The organism is Corynebacterium imitans (assembly GCF_000739455.1).
In the GTDB taxonomy this organism is placed as follows: Bacteria; Actinomycetota; Actinomycetes; order Mycobacteriales; family Mycobacteriaceae; genus Corynebacterium; species Corynebacterium imitans.
Map to the genome: position 1 here is coordinate 1448860 of NZ_CP009211.1, position 16482 is coordinate 1465341.

14 protein-coding genes are annotated in these 16482 nt (G+C 64.2%); 2 read left to right on the top strand and 12 right to left on the bottom strand.

Annotation, left to right across the window (positions count from 1 at the left end):
- Positions 1–4: 4 nt before the first annotated feature.
- The 3 genes from hisS to tpx form a co-directional block, all read right to left on the bottom strand.
- Positions 5–1288 (bottom strand): histidine--tRNA ligase, encoded by a 1284-nt coding sequence (gene hisS, locus CIMIT_RS06785; protein WP_038590869.1) that lies wholly within the window; start codon positions 1286–1288, stop codon positions 5–7.
- Between the two features lie 11 nt (positions 1289–1299).
- Complete coding sequence (locus CIMIT_RS06790; RefSeq protein WP_038590871.1) at positions 1300–1956, bottom strand: MBL fold metallo-hydrolase; 657 nt, start codon at positions 1954–1956, stop codon at positions 1300–1302.
- Between the two features lie 80 nt (positions 1957–2036).
- The gene (gene tpx, locus CIMIT_RS06795; RefSeq protein ID WP_038590873.1) at positions 2037–2534 is read right to left on the bottom strand and encodes a thiol peroxidase; all 498 of its coding nucleotides are present in this window, start codon (positions 2532–2534) and stop codon (positions 2037–2039) included.
- A 133-nt stretch (positions 2535–2667) separates the two neighbouring features.
- On the opposite strand from tpx, the gene CIMIT_RS06800 reads away from it, so the two are divergent.
- Complete coding sequence (locus tag CIMIT_RS06800) at positions 2668–3666, top strand: peptidylprolyl isomerase (RefSeq protein WP_051904861.1); 999 nt, start codon at positions 2668–2670, stop codon at positions 3664–3666.
- A 236-nt stretch (positions 3667–3902) separates the two neighbouring features.
- Positions 3903–4247, top strand: a complete 345-nt coding sequence (locus CIMIT_RS06805; RefSeq protein ID WP_038590876.1) for a hypothetical protein — start codon at positions 3903–3905, stop codon at positions 4245–4247.
- A 171-nt stretch (positions 4248–4418) separates the two neighbouring features.
- Here the strand turns inward: CIMIT_RS06805 and CIMIT_RS06810 are convergent, their stop codons facing one another.
- From CIMIT_RS06810 to ruvA, 9 genes are all read right to left on the bottom strand, one after another.
- The gene (locus CIMIT_RS06810) at positions 4419–6488 is read right to left on the bottom strand and encodes a bifunctional metallophosphatase/5'-nucleotidase (protein WP_038590878.1); all 2070 of its coding nucleotides are present in this window, start codon (positions 6486–6488) and stop codon (positions 4419–4421) included.
- Positions 6489–6654: 166 nt separating this feature from the next.
- Positions 6655–8934, bottom strand: a complete 2280-nt coding sequence (locus CIMIT_RS06815; RefSeq protein WP_038590880.1) for a RelA/SpoT family protein — start codon at positions 8932–8934, stop codon at positions 6655–6657.
- Positions 8935–8979: 45 nt separating this feature from the next.
- Positions 8980–9546: an adenine phosphoribosyltransferase gene (locus tag CIMIT_RS06820; RefSeq protein WP_038590882.1), complete on the bottom strand. Its 567-nt coding sequence runs from the start codon at positions 9544–9546 to the stop codon at positions 8980–8982.
- Between the two features lie 60 nt (positions 9547–9606).
- Positions 9607–11238 carry an ABC transporter substrate-binding protein gene (locus tag CIMIT_RS06825; RefSeq protein WP_038590884.1) on the bottom strand — a complete coding sequence of 544 codons (1632 nt, stop codon included), beginning with the start codon at positions 11236–11238 and terminating at the stop codon, positions 9607–9609.
- Between the two features lie 40 nt (positions 11239–11278).
- Positions 11279–12448, bottom strand: coding sequence for a protein translocase subunit SecF (secF, locus tag CIMIT_RS06830; RefSeq protein ID WP_038590886.1), 1170 nt, complete (start codon positions 12446–12448; stop codon positions 11279–11281).
- A gap of 2 nt (positions 12449–12450) precedes the next feature.
- Positions 12451–14301 (bottom strand): protein translocase subunit SecD, encoded by a 1851-nt coding sequence (gene secD, locus CIMIT_RS06835; RefSeq protein WP_084674295.1) that lies wholly within the window; start codon positions 14299–14301, stop codon positions 12451–12453.
- A 136-nt stretch (positions 14302–14437) separates the two neighbouring features.
- Positions 14438–14752 (bottom strand): preprotein translocase subunit YajC, encoded by a 315-nt coding sequence (gene yajC, locus CIMIT_RS06840; protein WP_038594378.1) that lies wholly within the window; start codon positions 14750–14752, stop codon positions 14438–14440.
- A gap of 42 nt (positions 14753–14794) precedes the next feature.
- The gene (ruvB, locus tag CIMIT_RS06845) at positions 14795–15871 is read right to left on the bottom strand and encodes a Holliday junction branch migration DNA helicase RuvB (protein ID WP_038590888.1); all 1077 of its coding nucleotides are present in this window, start codon (positions 15869–15871) and stop codon (positions 14795–14797) included.
- Positions 15872–15877: 6 nt separating this feature from the next.
- A complete protein-coding gene (gene ruvA / locus CIMIT_RS06850) occupies positions 15878–16477 on the bottom strand; it encodes a Holliday junction branch migration protein RuvA (protein WP_038590890.1) in 600 nt (199 codons plus the stop codon).
- Positions 16478–16482: the final 5 nt, after the last annotated feature.

The window sequence follows — 16482 nt, forward strand, 5'->3', positions numbered from 1 at the left end:
CCGACTAGCGCAGCTGCTCCAGCACCGCCGCGGACGACAGTTCGACTGTTTCCTGGGTGTGCGCGGCAAGGTCCTTGACAGCGACTTCGCCGCTTTCAAGCTCGCGGTCGCCCAGCACGAGAGCGTATTTCGCGCCGGCGCGGTCGGCCCCCTTCATCGCGCCCTTGAGCCCGCGGCCGCCGTAGGCCATGTCGGCGCTGAGTCCTGCGGCGCGGAGCTCGTCGATAAGCAGGGCCATGCGCGCCTGCGCCGCCTCGCCGATTGCGACGCCGAAGACATCGACCCTGCGCTCGACGCCCTCGAGGGTGACTCCTTCTGCCTCGAGGGCGAGTAGGGCGCGGTCGACGCCGAGGCCGAAACCAATGCCGGAGAGGTCCTGACCGCCGATCTGCGCCATCAGCCCGTCGTAGCGGCCTCCGCCGCCAATGCCGGACTGTGCACCGAGGCCGTCGTGGACGAACTCGAAGCAGGTCTTGGTGTAGTAGTCCAGGCCACGCACCATGCGCGGGTTGAGCACATACTCGACGCCCATTGCGTCGAGGGTGGTGCGCACCGTCTCGAAGTGGGCGCGGCAATCCTCGCAGAGGTGGTCAACCATCAGGGGCGCGTCCGCGGTCATCTCGCGGACCTCGGCGCGCTTGTCGTCGAGGACGCGCAGCGGGTTGATCTCGGCGCGGGCGCGGGTCTCCTCGTCCAGCGGCAGGGCGAAGAGGAAGTCCTGCAGCTTCTCGCGGTAGTCCAGGCGGCACTGCGCATCGCCCAGGCTATTGAGCTCCAGGCGGTAGCCGCGCAGACCAATGGCACGGAAGCAACGGTCCGCGAGCGCGATGACCTCGGCGTCCAGCAGCGGGTCGTCCACGCCAATGGCCTCCACGCCCACCTGCTGGAGCTGGCGGTAGCGCCCGGCCTGCGGCCGCTCGTAGCGGAAGAAGGGGCCGTAGTAGTTCAGCTTGACCGGCAGGTAGCCGCGGTCCAGGTTGTGCTGGATCACCGCGCGCATCACACCCGCGGTGCCCTCGGGTCGCAGGGTGACCGAGCGATCGCCACGGTCGGTGAAGGTGTACATCTCCTTGCTCACCACGTCGGTGGACTCGCCGACGCCGCGGGCGAACAAGGTGGTGTCCTCGAACACCGGCAGCTCGATGTGTTGGTAGCCGGCGAGATGCGCCTGCCGGGCAAACTCATCACGGACGCGCAGGAAGGTCGCGGACTGCGGCGGGACGTAATCCGGCAGGCCCTTCGGGGCCGACAGCGGCTGGAACTTTGCGGACTTCTTCGATTCACTCACGACTGCTCAGTCTAGCGGTCTGGGTTGGCCTGCAGGAGAAATGGGTTACTCGCCCGCTCCTGTCCCATCGTGGTGGTCGGCCCGTGCCCGGGCAGGACCGCCAACTCGTCGTCCAAGTCCCAGACCGGGCCACGCAGCGTTTCCCGCATCGCCTCCGGGTCGGAGTTGGCGAAATCGGTGCGGCCAATCGAGCCGCGGAAGAGCACGTCGCCGGAGAACACGGGTCCGGCCTGCCCTTCGTACTCGGTGAGCAGCAGCACGCTGCCCGGCGAATGGCCCGGGGCGTGACGGACGGTGAAGGTGGTGTCGGCGAAAGAGAGCGTGGTGCCGTCGTCAAGCGGGCGGACCTCTTTGGGCAGCTCCATCGACCCGGCGTCGAAAAGCGTGCGGGAGTTTTCCGGCAAGCCCTTGCCTCCCTCAAGCATGAACTCGTCCTCCGGGTGGATGTAGACGGGCACGTCGAAGCGGGCCGCATCGCGGGTGTGGTCGAGGTGGCCGTGGGTGAGCAGCACCGCAGCAGGGGTCGCGCCTGCCTGCTCGACGATGCGCATCACGTGCTCGTACGCGCCCATGCCCGGGTCGATGATGACCGCCTCGTCCGAGTGCTCGCCGCACACGACGAAGCAGTTGGTCTGGTAAGGGCCTGCAGCAAAACCGGAAAGCTTCATAGCCACATCGTAGGCGGGCAAAGGAAAAGGGGCACCCACGGCGCGGCGGCCATGGGTGCCCCTGGGAAAGGGGGCGGCGCTTACTTCAGCGCGTCTTCTGCAGCCTGGTAGTCGGGCTCGTTGGTAATCTCGGAGACGAGCTCGGTGTGGATGACCTTGTGGTCCGCATCCGTGACGACCACGGCGCGGGCAGTCAGGCCCTCCAGCGGGGAACCTTCCAGCTCAACGCCGAAGTCCTTGGCAAAGGAAGAACGGAACGCGGAGAGCGCCTCGACGCTTTCGATGCCCTCTGCCGCGCAGAAACGCTGCTGCGCGAACGGCAGGTCCTTAGAGATGCAGAGCACCTCAGTGTTGTCGAGGGAAGCAGCGAGCTCGTTGAACTTACGCACCGAGGTCGCGCACACGCCGGTGTCCAGGGACGGGAAGATGTTTAGCACGAGGCGCTTGCCCGCGTAGTCTGCGAGCGACTTCTCGCTCAAATCGCCTGCGACAAGCGTGCTGTTGGGCAGCGCTTCGCCCACGGCGGGCAGCTCCCCGGAAGTAGTAGTGTCATTGCCTTGAAAAGTCACGGTAGCCATGGCCGCGATTCTATGGACGCTCGCTGTACTGCGCAAGGGTCCACGCTTCCACACTGCTAGTGTTAACAACCGGAATTTTCATGGTGCGCTGCGGGCGCGCTGAATACTCACAACTAGGACGAGGAAGCACATCATGGCTGAGAACTCGGGCGCTGCAGACAGCAGCGCATCCAACACGCCCACCACTGACAACGCGAAGCGCGGCGAGGACGCGTTGCGCCACCTCAAGCGCGAGCTGGATTCGCGCGACCGCAAAGAGAAGTCCAAGCCGTTGACGGTCGCAGCACTTTCCGCGGTGGTAATCGTAGGCATCGGTGGTGCGATCTACTTCGCCTCGACGCAGAACGACGACGAAGAAGTCACCGCCGCAGAGGAAGAAACCTCGGAAACTACTGAGGCCGAGGAGACCTTCGACGCGTCGCAGTACGAGGCAGTCGGCACTGCGCGCGCCACTGCCCTGCCGGCCACGGTGAGCTGCTCGTACAACGACAGCCCGCAGGCAGATCAAGGCGAGGCCGCCTCGAAGCCGAAGGAAGAGGACATCTCCACTGAGGGCAAGGTGAACATCGAGCTGGATACCAGCGCGGGCCCGATCGGGATGGAGCTTGATCGCAGCGTCGCCCCCTGCACGGTCAACGCCATCGAGCACCTGACTGAGGAGAAGTACTTCGACGACTCCGTGTGCCACCGCCTCACCACCGGCGACGGGCTGAAGGTCCTCCAGTGCGGTGACCCCACCGGCTCTGGCTCTGGCGGCCCGGGCTTCCAGTTTGCGAACGAGTTCCCCACCGACGAAGCGCTCGAGCAGGTTGACGACGCTGACCTGCAAATCCCAGAGGGCGTCTCCGAGGAAGAGAAGGAACAGTACCGCGCAATGGCGCTACAGAACGGTCCCAAGCGTTACGACCGCGGCACCATTGCGATGGCTCACGCGGGCGTTGGCACCAATGGTTCCCAGTTCTTCTTGAACTACGGCGACTCCGTCCTGCCCCCGCTGTACACCTACTTTGGCCAGATTGATGACGCTGGTCTCGAGACTCTGGACAAGATCGCCGAGCAGGGCGTTGAAGGCGGCGCCACCGATGGTGCACCAGCGGAGGAAGTGAAGATCAAGAGCGCTACCGTAAAGTAGCCGAGACGATACTTTCAAGTATCACCAACACTTCACTACGTTACCTTTGTACACTTGTCCAGACACCTTTCGGGAAGCTCTAACTTCCTGCAAAGGCCTGCCTGACCTGTTCATTCAAAGTTCACCTCAAATATCGGAAATCCTCCGAAAACGCAGACAAAACTGTTGCGTATCTCTTGGCGTCTGGCTAAGGTAGTCAACGTCAAATCGAACCTCTCCGAAAGATAGGGAATCAGATGCAGTTCCGTAAGGGTCTCGTCGCTGCTGCAACCGCAGCAGCTGTCATGTCCACCGGTGCCGTCGCTGTCCAGGCACAGGAAACCACCACCACCACCGCTCCGACGACTACCACGTCGAAGCCGGCCGATAAGAAGACCACCAAGCCGACCACCACTGCGACCAAGAAGCCGAACCCGGCCAAGCCGACCGTCCAGAACGACAACAACAAGAACAAGAAGGACGGCTCCTCCGTCAAGGACATGTCCCCGGCTGAGATCCGCGACTGGATCGCTGTCTTCACCGCGGTCATCGGCGCGCTCGGTACCCTGTTCGCATTCCTGGACAAGTACATGCGCCCGTAAGCGCTAAGCAGCGAACACACGCTTGAAAGCCCGGCCCCGGCCGGGCTTTTTGCATGCCTGCCCCACTGCCAGACACCGGGCATAAAGAAAACCGGCCCCAAGCCACTAAGGCTTTAGGGCCGGTCGCGCGTTGCTATCGCACTATTACAGCGCGGCTGCGCTTTAAGTGCGTTAGCTCAGCTTCGCGATCGGGCCAAGCACCTGGTCGATCGGACCAGCGAAGACGATGCTCAGCAGGCCGAGCAGCGCGAGCACACCAGCGATCGCACCGAAGATCGTGCCGGTGTCAGCGGAGCTGCCCTCCTGCGGGGTCTCGCCCGGCTCCTGTGCATCCGCCTCTGCGACAGTCACCGGCAGGGTGACCTCGGTACCAGCATCGGTGGTGACAGTCAGGGTCTGCTCGCCGCTGAGCTCGGCCGGGATATCCAGGGTGACCTCCGCGCGGCCCTGCTCGCCCAGGCCGTTGTCCGCCTCGGTCGTGGTCGCGTCGATATCTGCGGTGGCTGTCGTCTCGCCGAGCTTCACGGTTGCCTGCTTTGCTATCGGCTCACCCTCCGAGGAGTAGTTCAACGAGCTGAGCTTGATCGTAGCCTTGGTGCCGGCCTTCAGGCCTTCGGCGGGCAGCACCACGCCGACGTCCTTCTGGCCCTTGCGCACGCCGATTCCATCGGTCTTGAGGTAATCCACGAAAGCGTTGAGGTCGTTGTAGCCGACATTGAGCTCGTCGCGGACCTCGGCCGGATCAATGAACCCGTCGCCGCCACCCAGGAGGAAGGAGGACGCCGCAACGCGGTAGTCCTTGTCGTCCTCCAGCGGTGCGCCGTCAATGGTGATCGAGGTGATGCGCTCACCGCGGGCGGCCTCCGGGTTGTAGGTGTAAGACACGTTGTCGGACAGGCCCATATCCAGGCGCGGACGGCCCGACTTTACCGCGTCCTCCTCTGTCTGCCACTGGTTCTCCAGCGCCTGCTTGATTGCCTTGCCAGACAGGGTGGCCACAGAGATGTCGTTGCCGAAGGGCTGCACCTCGAAGGCCTGCTGGTAGGTCACCTCGCCCGCGGGCAGGTCAGCGCGTACGCCGCCGGCGTTCATGATGCCCAGGTCGATCTTCTCTTCCAGTGACGCGTTCAACGCCACCAGTGCGGACTGGGCGAGCATGTTGTTCGCGGTGGACTCGGTACCGCGGTTGGACCCAGTCTTCGCGCCCGGGTTGGAGCCGCGCAGGTAAGTCTCTTCGACCGTCGCAACGACCTGCTGGCCCAGTTCGCCGGCTTTCTCCCGAGCCTTCTCCACGAGCTTCTCCACCTCGGCATCCGGCGCGATATCGAGCTCGATCAAGGTCTCGGCGTTGTACTGGTCCACCTTGAGATCCTCGATCTCTCCGGTGGTCTTGTTGTAGGTAAAGCCCAGGTCAGAGACGACCTTGCCGTACTCCCAGGACTGCGCGTTCGGCACCTCCGCCTCGGTGTCGACCACGTTTACGTGGCTGTCGCCGCCGAACATGAAGTCCACGTACTCCGGATCCAGCTTGGGAGCGCCCGTATCGACCGGGTCGTGGATCAGGGCGATGACCACGTCAGCCTTGCCCTCATCCTTGAGCTTCTTGGCCTCCTTGTTCACTTCCTCAGAAGAGTCGGTGATGTTCAAGCCCTTGACGTGGTCCGGGCTGGACTTGCTCTTCGTCAGGTTCGAGGTAGTGCCCACCAATGCGACCTTCACGCCCTCGACCTCGACGATGCGGTACGGGTCAATCTCGCGGGAGCCGTCTTCCTTGTAAATGTTCGCGCCGAGCTGGACGCCCTTGGTGCCCGGGACAATACGGTCGACCAGGTCGTCGTAACCCTTATCAAACTCGTGGTTACCCACAGCAGAAGCGTCCGTACCGATGGCGTTAAGGAACTCCATCGTGTACTCGTCGTCCGAGATCGCGGAAACGAACGCGGAGCCACCCTGGTTGTCACCCGAGGTGGTCACCAGCTGGTTCTCGTTCTCGGCACGCAGGTAGTTGATGATGCCGGCAATGTTCGCCGCACCCATCTCATCGCCCACCTTCGGGACGAGCTTGCCGGTCTCGCGGTCCTTGCTCAGGCCAGCCTCAAGGCGGCCGTGGAAGTCCGTGAAGTTGGCAACGTTGATCTGCACCTTCTCATCTTCCGCGGCGAGTGCAGGCACCGCGGTGACGACGAGTGCGGTAGACGTGGTGGCAGCCACCAGGGCACCGAGGCGACGGTAAGAAAACACGAAAAGCTCCTCTGTTTGATCGATGTCGGGGTCTTTATGTGTTTTCTAGCCCGAAATCAGTCACCTCGCAGCGCAACCTCGGCGATGTTTACGAACTTTCCTCGGCATTCAAGCTCACCGTCGCCAAAAATTCATGTGCAGTTCACTTCAAGGCCCGGTGCTTGCTTTACGACGTCACGCGGTAGATGTCGAACACACCCTCCACATTGCGCAGCTGGTTCATCAGCGCACCGAGCTGCTTCGTATCGGAAACCTCGATGGTGAAGCGCACGTTGGCAATCCGGTCATCGGAAGCCTGCGAGGACAGCGCCAAGATGGGAAGGTTCTGCTCCGTGAGCACGCCGGTCAGCTCCGCGAGCAGGCCGTGGCGATCGAGCGCCTCGGCTTGCAGGGTCGCCAGGGAGGCACCGCCGGCGTTGGTGCTGTCGGCCCACGCAACGTCGATAAGCCGCTCGGGCTCCTCGCCCAGCTTGGCCGCATTGGTGCAGTCAGTGCGGTGCACTGAGACTCCCCCGCCGCGGGTGACAAAGCCGAAGATCTCGTCCCCGGGCACCGGCTGGCAGCACTTTGCCAGCTTGGCCATCACGTCGGGGCTGCCCTGGACCAGCACGCCGCTCGTGGACGAACGGGACTCCCGGCGTACCAACTCGGACATTGGCGCGCGGTCCGTGAGCGCATCGACGGCGTCCTCCTCGTTCCCGAAAAGATCCACCAGCATCTTGCTCACGTGCTGCGCGGACACATGCCCCGCGCCGATCGCGGTGTACAACGCATCCACGTCCGGGTAGTGCAGGCGCTGCGCGACTTGGCGCATCGACTGCGAGGTAAACAGGCGGTGCATCGGCAAACCGCCGCGCTGCACCTCCGCCGCAAGCGCGTCGCGGCCGGCCTCTAAGTGCTCCTCGCGGCGCTCCTTGGCAAACCACTGCCGGATCTTCGCCTTCGCCCGCGGGGAGACCACAAAGTCCTGCCAATCGCGCGAGGGCCCGGCGTTTTGGTCCTTCGAGGTGAAGATCTCCACCCGGTCGCCGGACTTCAGCTCCGACTCCAGCGCCACCAGCTTGCCGTTGACCTTGGCACCGATGCAGCGGTGGCCTACCTCAGTGTGCACGGAGTAGGCAAAATCCACCGGAGTCGAGCCCGCCGGCAGGTTGATTACGTCGCCTTTGGGGGTAAAGGCGAAGATCTGCTGGCTGGTCAGGTCGTAGCGCAGCGAGTCCAAGAACTCGTCCGGGTCGGCGGCCTCCTTCTGCCAGTCGAGCAGCTGGCGCATCCACGCCATCTCGTCGACCTCGTTCTGGTTGCCCTTGTGCGAGCCCTTCGTCTCCTTGTAGCGCCAGTGCGCCGCGACGCCGAACTCGGCGTTGTAGTGCATATCGTGGGTGCGCACCTGCACCTCGAGCGGGCGGCCCGTGTCCGTCATCACCGTAGTGTGCAGCGACTGGTACACGCCGAAGCGCGGGTTGGAGATGTAGTCCTTGAAGCGCCCCGGCATCGCCGAGTACAGCGAGTGGACCACGCCGACAGCCGCGTAGCAGTCGTGGACGTTATCCACCAGCACGCGGATGCCCACCAGGTCGAAGATCTCGTTGAACTCGTGGCCGCGCACCACCATCTTCTGGTAAATCGACCAGTAGTGCTTCGGCCGCCCCATCACCTCGGCCTCAATGCCGTTGGATTTCAGCTCCGCCTGGATTTCCTCGGTCAGCTCTTTCAGCGCCCGGTCGCGCGAGGGCGCGCGGTCGGCGACAAGGCGCACGATCTCCTCGTACTTCTTCGGGTACAAGATAGCGAAGGCGAGGTCTTCCAGCTCCCACTTCACCGACGCCATGCCCAACCGGTGCGCCAGCGGGGCAATGACCTCGAGCGTCTCGCGTGCCTTCTTCGCCTGCTTCTCCGGCGGCAAGAAACGCATCGTGCGCATGTTGTGCAGGCGGTCCCCGACCTTGATCACCAGGACGCGGGGATCCTTCGCCATCGCCACGATCATCTTGCGGATGGTCTCGGCTTCCGCAGCGTGGCCCATCTCCACCTTGTCCAGTTTGGTCACCCCGTCGACAAGCCGGGCGACTTCAGGCCCGAAGTCGTTGGTGAGTTCCTCAAGCGAGTAGTCGGTGTCCTCGACGGTGTCGTGCAACAGGGCAGCCACCACGGTCGTGGTGTCCATGCCGATCTCGGCGCAGATCGTGGCCACGGCCAGCGGGTGGGTGATGTAGGGGTCCCCCGACTTGCGCATTACGCCCTCGTGCAGGCGCTCCGCCGTCTCGTAGGCACGGTTGAGCAGTTCGACTTTCGCCTTCGGGTGGTACTGCCGGTGGATAGACAGCAACGGGTCCAGCACCGGGTTAATCTTCGGTTTACCGCCGCCCGTGAGTGAACGTGCAAGGCGTGCCGACACGCTGCGCACGGTCTGCCCCGATCGCTTGGGTGTTTTCTCGTGCGTCAACGCAATCCTCCATCAAAGAGCGGATGGGAACTTATTGCAACGATACTAGCCGTTGACCCGGTGCCCGTCATCAAGCACGACAAGTGGCGCACCAGCCAACTTCTCCCGGCCGCCCAGGCCCTCTACCTCAAGCACCACCACGTAACCCACGACCTCGCCCCCGGCGTGCTCGATGAGATTCGTGGCGGCAACCAGGGTGCCGCCGGTGGCCAAGACGTCGTCGACAAGCACGACCTTCTTGCCCGCCAGATCCACACCGTCAGCGGGGATCTGCAGAGCGGCGGTGCTGTACTCGGTCTCGTACTCCTGTGTAATGACTGGCGGCGGCAGCTTGCCCTTCTTGCGGATCGCAAGAATTCCCAGGCCCATGTCGAAGGCCACTGCGGAGCCCAGGAGGAATCCGCGCGCGTCCAGCCCGCCGATCAGGTCCGCGCCGAGGTCTTGGCTGGCCTCGGCCATCTCGCGGATGACCGCGTGGAGCGCCGCCGGGTCGGCGAGCACGGGCGTGAGGTCCTCGAAGAGCACGCCCTCAGATGGGAAATCGGGCACGCGGCGCACTTTATGCGCCAAAGCCTCCTGCGCGGAAGAGTACTGGGTGGGGTGTGTAGCCATGTCAGCGAAACCTTTGCTTGAGAATCTTCGTCAGTGCAGTAGCAGGGCGAGCACTTCGCGTCACCCTTGATCAGGTGCGGGCGGAATATCGTCCTTAGCCAACATACGCCAGCGGTCCATGTTCCAACTGATACCGTTCATGCCCGCGTACGGCACCACGTTGGCCACGCCACGGTGCACAGCAAACGTGCGCGGCTGGGTGGCCAGCGGTAGCGAAGGCAGCTGCTCCCACAGCGCCTTCTCCTGCGCACGCAGGGCACCTACGTTGGCCGCCCTATTGTCAGCTGCCGGGTATTCCTTCATCGGGTCAACCGGTCGCAGCAACACGTCAATGTTGCCCTCGGAATAGCCAGGGTTCCCCTGGTCATCGAGGGTAGCGTGCGGCAGGTCCGCGAGCGTCTTGCCGGACTCGGTCACGTCGATAATCGTGATCCCGGCTGGTTCGCAGGTGCGCCGCATGGACTCCACCATCGCCGCATGCCGCGCGTTGGGATAGGGGTACGCCACGCGGACCTCCGCGCCGGAGATGCGAGATGCCGCCGCGATGTCCACGTCCAGGTTCGGAGTGGCAACGTCGATCACGCGCCCATAGAGCGGGTCGTCCTGCTGCAGCACGTGCACCGGGGCAACCGGCACCTCTACCCCAGCGAGCTCGCCGGAGGCCTGCGCTACCGCGCGTGGATCGAGACACCGCGACAGTGCCTTGCGCTGTGCCGGCTCGGCCCACGGGCCGACGTCGGGGAACGTGAGCACCTCGGTGAGCTCGCCGTGCACAGTGGTCAGATCGATTCTGTTGTTCTCCGCGTTCACGTCGAACCACTCGGGGTCCGGCTCGTCTAAGTCCGCGACCTTGAGCGCGTCGTGCTCGTAGAGCTGCGCACTATCGGCAGAGCCGGGCCACACCACAAGGCGTTCGACCTGCGGTTGGTCGCCGTAGTAGTGCTCGTTGGCGACCAGATTCACCTCACCCTGCTCGCCGAAACTCTCAATCACGTAGGGGCCGAAAGAGACCTGCAGCTCAGGGTCGAACTCCGCGAAATCGAAGCCGGTGCGCCACACCTTGGCAATCGGCGCGATCCGTGCCGGATCCAAGGAGTGCAGGGCGTCGACGAGTTCTTCCTCGCTCATACCTGCCTTCTTGGCCACCGCGTGAGCAGGCAGCACTGTACCTGCGTCGAAAAGGCCACGCCAGCGATCCCCGCGACCTTCTTTAAAGACCACGGTGAATGTCTTGGCTCCGGGGGTGCATCGGAGGGACTCGGTGTCGTCGAAAAGCGGCAGGTGCGCGCCGAAGAGTTCCGGCAGCTGGCCGGCCGTGAAGGTGAGCAGGTAGTCGGCGCAGGTTACCGGGGTGCCGTCGGAGAAGACGGCCGCGTCGGAAAGCGTGTAGCTTACGCGCCGCTGCGCACCAGGCAACGCTTGTGCCTTGACCAGGTCCGTATTGGGGATCATCTCCCCGCCCGGACCGGGGACGAACACGCCCGGGTACAGGCGGCCCGAAAGCCGCTGTGCCTGCGTGGACGCGCCTTGCATCGACGCCGCGTTGGTGGTCAGCAGCGGTCCGGATACCTGGTACCCGAAGTGCTCATCGTCCAACTGCCCGTTGTCGTCGCCAAGCGTGCTGCATCCAGCCAGCGCGAGGGCGCTCGCCGTCAGCACCGCCGCAAGCGCGCGCGGAGTTCGTTCAGCCATCACTGATCCTTCGCCTCTCAACGAAACCAAAACCGCTCGCCTAGCGTCCCGGCCTCCACGTCGCGGAGCCAGAGGACTCGCCACGCGGCTGCTCCTGCGCGGCGCTCGGCGCAGGCGCGCGCCCGGCCGGGGTGCTCACGGAAGCAACGGTGCGCTTGCCAGCGGCCTCGTCCTCGACGTCTTCTTCGGCGTCCTCCCCGTTGCGGAAAGCCTCAACGGCAGCGTTGTGTTTGCGGATGGAAGGCTTGCGCTCCACGAAGGTCACCAGCAGCGAAGTGGCAAGGAAGAGCGAGGAGATCACGCCCTCGATCACACCAATGAGCTGGATAACCGCAAGGTCGCGCAGCGTGCCGACGCCGAGCATCCATACGGCGACGATCATCAGCGCGATGATCGGCAGCGCCGAGATCACCGAGGTAGAAATCGAGCGCATCACCGTCTGGTTTACCGCCAGGTTGGCCTGCTCCGCGTAGGTCGACCTGCGCGAATCCAGAATGCCGGAGGTATTTTCCTTGACCTTGTCAAACACGATGACCGTGTCGTAGAGGGAGAAGGTCAGCACGGTGAGCAGACCGATGATCATCGCCGGGGTGATCTCCAGCCCGAACAGGGCGTAAAAGCCCATGATCAAGATCGCGTCCACCACGAGTGCCAGCAGCGCCGCGGCGGCCATCTGCCGCTGCAGGCGCAGCGCCACGTAGACCGCTGCGGCCAGAATAAACACGAGCATTGCGAGCAGCATGCGCTGGGTAATCGTGTCGCCCCAGGACTCGGACACCGTCGAGTCACCGATCGCGTTCGCGGAGACCTCGCCGTTGGCATCCTTCGGGTGGTACTCCTCGAAGATCGCCTGGCGTGCCTGGTCAATCTGCTCCTGCGTGAGGTGCTCGGAATTGATCTCCAGCGTGCGTGCGTCGCCCGCGCCCACGATCTGGGTCAGCTCCGGAGTGACCCCGGTGGCTTCGATAAAGGTTGCTTCGACTTCTTCGGCGACAAGCTCGTCGGCAGGCATGGACATCTTCGTGCCGCCCTCGAAGTCAATGCCCAGGTTGAAGCCGCGGCCGAGCATCGCGACCACAGCAATCGCGATGAGCCCGACGGTGATCGAGTACCACAGCTTGCGGCGCCCGACGAAGTCGATCACGCCGTAACCGGTGTGCAGCCGCTCCGAGCGGTGCTCGGCGGCGTCGGTGAGAGTAGCGTTAGTCATGTTTACTTCTCCTCAGCTTCGTGGCCGCTTACGGCGCCTACGGGCTCGCGCTTTTCGACGCCCACCGCCTCACGTTCTTCCGCTTCCCCAGCCCGCACCGCGGCACCGGTGGCAAAAGCCTTCGACATCCCGTTGACGCCTGGCTTGGACCAGAACTTGCTCCGCGAGGCCAGCACCATCAGCGGCGCGGTGACCAGGAAGGTCACCAACAGGTCGAAGATGGTGGTCAGGCCCATGGTAAAGGCGAAGCCCTTCACGTCACCCACGGCGAGGAAGTAAATAATCACCGCGCCGATGAGCGTAACCATGTTGCCTGTCACGACGGTTTCCTTCGCGCGATCCCAACCAGAAGCCGTGGCAGAACGGAAGGTCTTGCCCTTGCGCACCTCATCCTTGATGCGCTCGTAGATCACCACGAAGGAGTCTGCGGTCGTACCAATACCGATGATCAGACCCGCCACGCCAGACAGGTCGAGTGAGTAGCCGATCCAGCGGCCCAGCAGCACGAGCGCACCGTACACCAGCACACCAGCCACTGCCAGGGTGGCCAGCGAGATCAGGCCGTAGAGGCGGTAGTAGGTAAAGACGAACAGGGCGACCAGGGCAAGACCCACCAAGCCTGCGTAGAGGCCAGCCTGAAGGGATGCAAGGCCGAGTGACGGCGGCACCGTCATCGCGGTGCCACCCGGTTCGCCGTTCTCACCTGCGAACGACAGCGGCAGCGCGCCGTAACGTAGGTTGTTCGCCAGACCCTCGGCCTCTTCCTGGGTAAAATCGCCGGTAATCGCGGTAGCAGAGCCGACCGGGGTTGCGCCCTGGATCACGGGCGCGGAAATGACCTGGGAGTCCAGGGTGATGGCGATCTGCTTGCCAATCATCTCGCTGGTCAGCGCAGCCCAGGTGGAGGAACCGTTCACGTCGCCGCTCTGGCTGAACGCGAAGCTGATCTCCATCTGGGAAGACTGCGGGTTGTAGCCGCCGGAGATCGGGCGCGTGGTGTCGATCTGCTCGCCGGTGAGGCGCGGGCCGTCTTCGTCGGTCACGCCCTGCAGCAGCGGCACCTGATCAAGCAGTAGAGGCTGGCCCGAGTTGGAGTCACAGGCCACCAGTGGGCGGTCCTCCGCGTCCGTGCCGGCCAACGGGTCAACATCCTGGCTGGCGCAGACGCCCGAGAGCAGAATCATGGAGGCGAACTGTTGGGTCGGATCCTCCGACTGGCGGGATTCGCGCAGTACTTCCGTCGCCTCTTGACGACGCTCGGCGGCCTCCACCGGGCCCTCCGGCTCCGGCAGGGGCTCCGCGTCAACCTTCGGCCCCTGGGGCGCGTTCTCGGCCTCGGGCTGGTTAGCTTGGACGGCCTGGTCCAGCACGCCCTGCGCCTGCTCCTTGGTCATCACGCCGTACTTGACCCACTCGTTTGCGGTCTCCAGCAACGTGGGGGCAATCGCTGCGGCGTCCGGCTGCGGCGGTTCCATCACGGGGCGGAACAGCAGCTGCGAGGTCTGTCCAATGTTGCGGACCTCCGAGGTGTCGTCGCCGGCGGCGGTGATCACGATCGTGTTGCCGTCCACCACGACGGTCGCGCCGGAAACGCCCATGCCGTTGACGCGGTTTTCCAGGATGCGCCTGGCGTCGTCCAGCTGCTCGCGGGTCGGCTCCTCCCCCTGCGGCACCAGCGTGACTCGGGTACCGCCCTGGAGGTCGATGCCGAGCTTCGGCGTCGCCGACTTATCGCCGGTGAAAAAGACTAATGCGTACACGCCTACGACGATGAGGAGGAACAACGCCAAGGCCTTGCCTGGCCATGTCCGCTTGGACCTCAGATCGCCGGAACGCCGAGTGTGTGACGACACTTACGCTGACTCCTTAATTGATCCGATGAATGGTTCTGCGCCTTGCGCACAACGCATCTATGCTACGGCATGGTGCGCGTAGTTACGCGGTCGGCCACGTGGTCCCTGAAAAATTCTCAGGTGTGACTCGTGCTGTTTAGCGCTCCTCCTCGGTCTCGCCTGGGGCGGGCTCGGCTGCCGATGCCGGTGCTGCGGGGTCTTCCACACGCTTCATCACGCCGGCGGTCTCCATCGTGACCTGCACGCCGGGGGCGAGCTCAACGAGCAGGTTGTCGCCGTTGTGCTCCACCACAGTGGCGTGGAAACCGGCGACGTTGACCACCTTGTCGCCCGGAGCAATCGAGGCTTGCATCTCTTGAACCTGGCGCTGGCGCTTCTTCTGCCCACGCATCATCAGCAAGGAGGGCAGCAGGAAGATGAGCAGGACAACGAGAATCATGAGGAAATCCATGCGCCCCATTGTTGCATAGTGGCCTGTGCGGCCAACGGTTCCCTACATCAAGTTCAGCTGTCCCGGCGCCTCGGGCGGCGGGGTCATGCCCAGGTGGTCCCAGGCGGCAGCGGTCGCGACACGCCCGCGACCGGTACGCGCCATCAGCCCCGCGCGCACGAGGTATGGCTCGCAGACTTCCTCGACGGTCGAGGGTTCCTCCCCCACCGCGATGGCGAGCGTGTTCACACCTACTGGACCGCCGCCGTGCCCACGGATGAGCGAATCCAGCACTGCTCGATCCAGCCGGTCGAGTCCGCGCTCGTCGACGTCGAAAACCGCTAGCGCGGACTGCGCCGCGGCCAGATCGACGTGCCCGTCGCCGTTGACATCCGCCCAGTCGCGCACCCTGCGCAGCAGGCGGTTGGCGATGCGTGGCGTGCCGCGCGAGCGCGAGGCGATCTCGACGGCAGCATCGTCGTCGATATTGACGTTGAGGATTGTCGCCGCGCGGGTCACCACGCGCGTAAGGTCGTCCACCTCGTAGAACTCCATCTGCGCGGTGAAGCCAAAACGGTCGCGCAACGGGCCGGTGAGCATGCCGGCGCGCGTGGTGGCCCCGACGAGTGTGAAGGGCGGGATCTCCAGCGGAATCGAGGTCGCGCCCGGACCCTTGCCCACGATCACGTCGATGCGGAAGTCCTCCATCGCCATGTAGAGCATCTCCTCCGCCGGGCGCGCAATGCGGTGGATCTCGTCGATGAAGAGGACGTCGCCTTCCATCAGGTTCGACAGCATGGCCGCCAGGTCGCCGGCGCGCTCAAGTGCTGGGCCCGAGGTCATCCGCAGCGAGGTACCCAGCTCCTGCGCGATGATCATCGCCATCGTCGTCTTACCCAGGCCGGGCGGGCCGGAGAGCAAGATGTGGTCCGGCGTGACCTCACGGCGCCGGGCACCGGCGAGCACCAGGCTCAGCTGCTCCCGGACTTTCGGTTGCCCAATGAACTCCTCGATAGACTTCGGGCGCAGCGACTTTTCGGCGTCGCGCTCCTCGGGCTGCGACGTCGCGTCGATAAGCGAATTGCTCGGCCGCGACATGCCTTCCGGGAGGCTGAACTCTGTTTTCTCCACATCCGACATGAGCGGCTACTTCTTTCCTAGCTCGGTCAGCGCGGCGCGCAGCAGCGCTGAGGTCTGCGCCTCGGGGTTCGCATCCACTACCCGGTCGACGGTGGGCCGCGCGCTGCGCTCCGGGAAGCCGAGCCCGATGAGCGCTTCGACCACCTGCTCGGTGGCCAGCGAAGACTTCGCCGCGGGTGCCGGCGTTTCCTCCTGGTCAGTGGCGAAGCCAGCCATCTTGTCCTTCAGCTCAAGCACAATGCGCTCGGCCATCTTCTTGCCCACACCGGGAATCGTCTGGATCCGCTTCGTGTTCTGCTCAGAAATCAAGCCCGCGAGCTCGCCCGCGCCGAATACGGAAAGGGAAGCAAGCGCAAGCTTCGGGCCCAGGCCCGTGACGCTTTGCAGGCGGTGAAACATCTCGCGTGCCTCGTCGTCCGAGAACCCGTAGAGCGTCACCCCATCGTCTTTGACCACCATGGACGTGAGCACACGGCGGTTTTCGCCGCGAGAAAGCGTGGCCAACGTCGGCGGGCTGGCCAGGAAGCGATAGCCCACACCCGCACACTCAATGACCGCGTGGTCAAGCCCGATCGAGATGACCTCTCCGTTGAGCGAATCAATCATGCTGT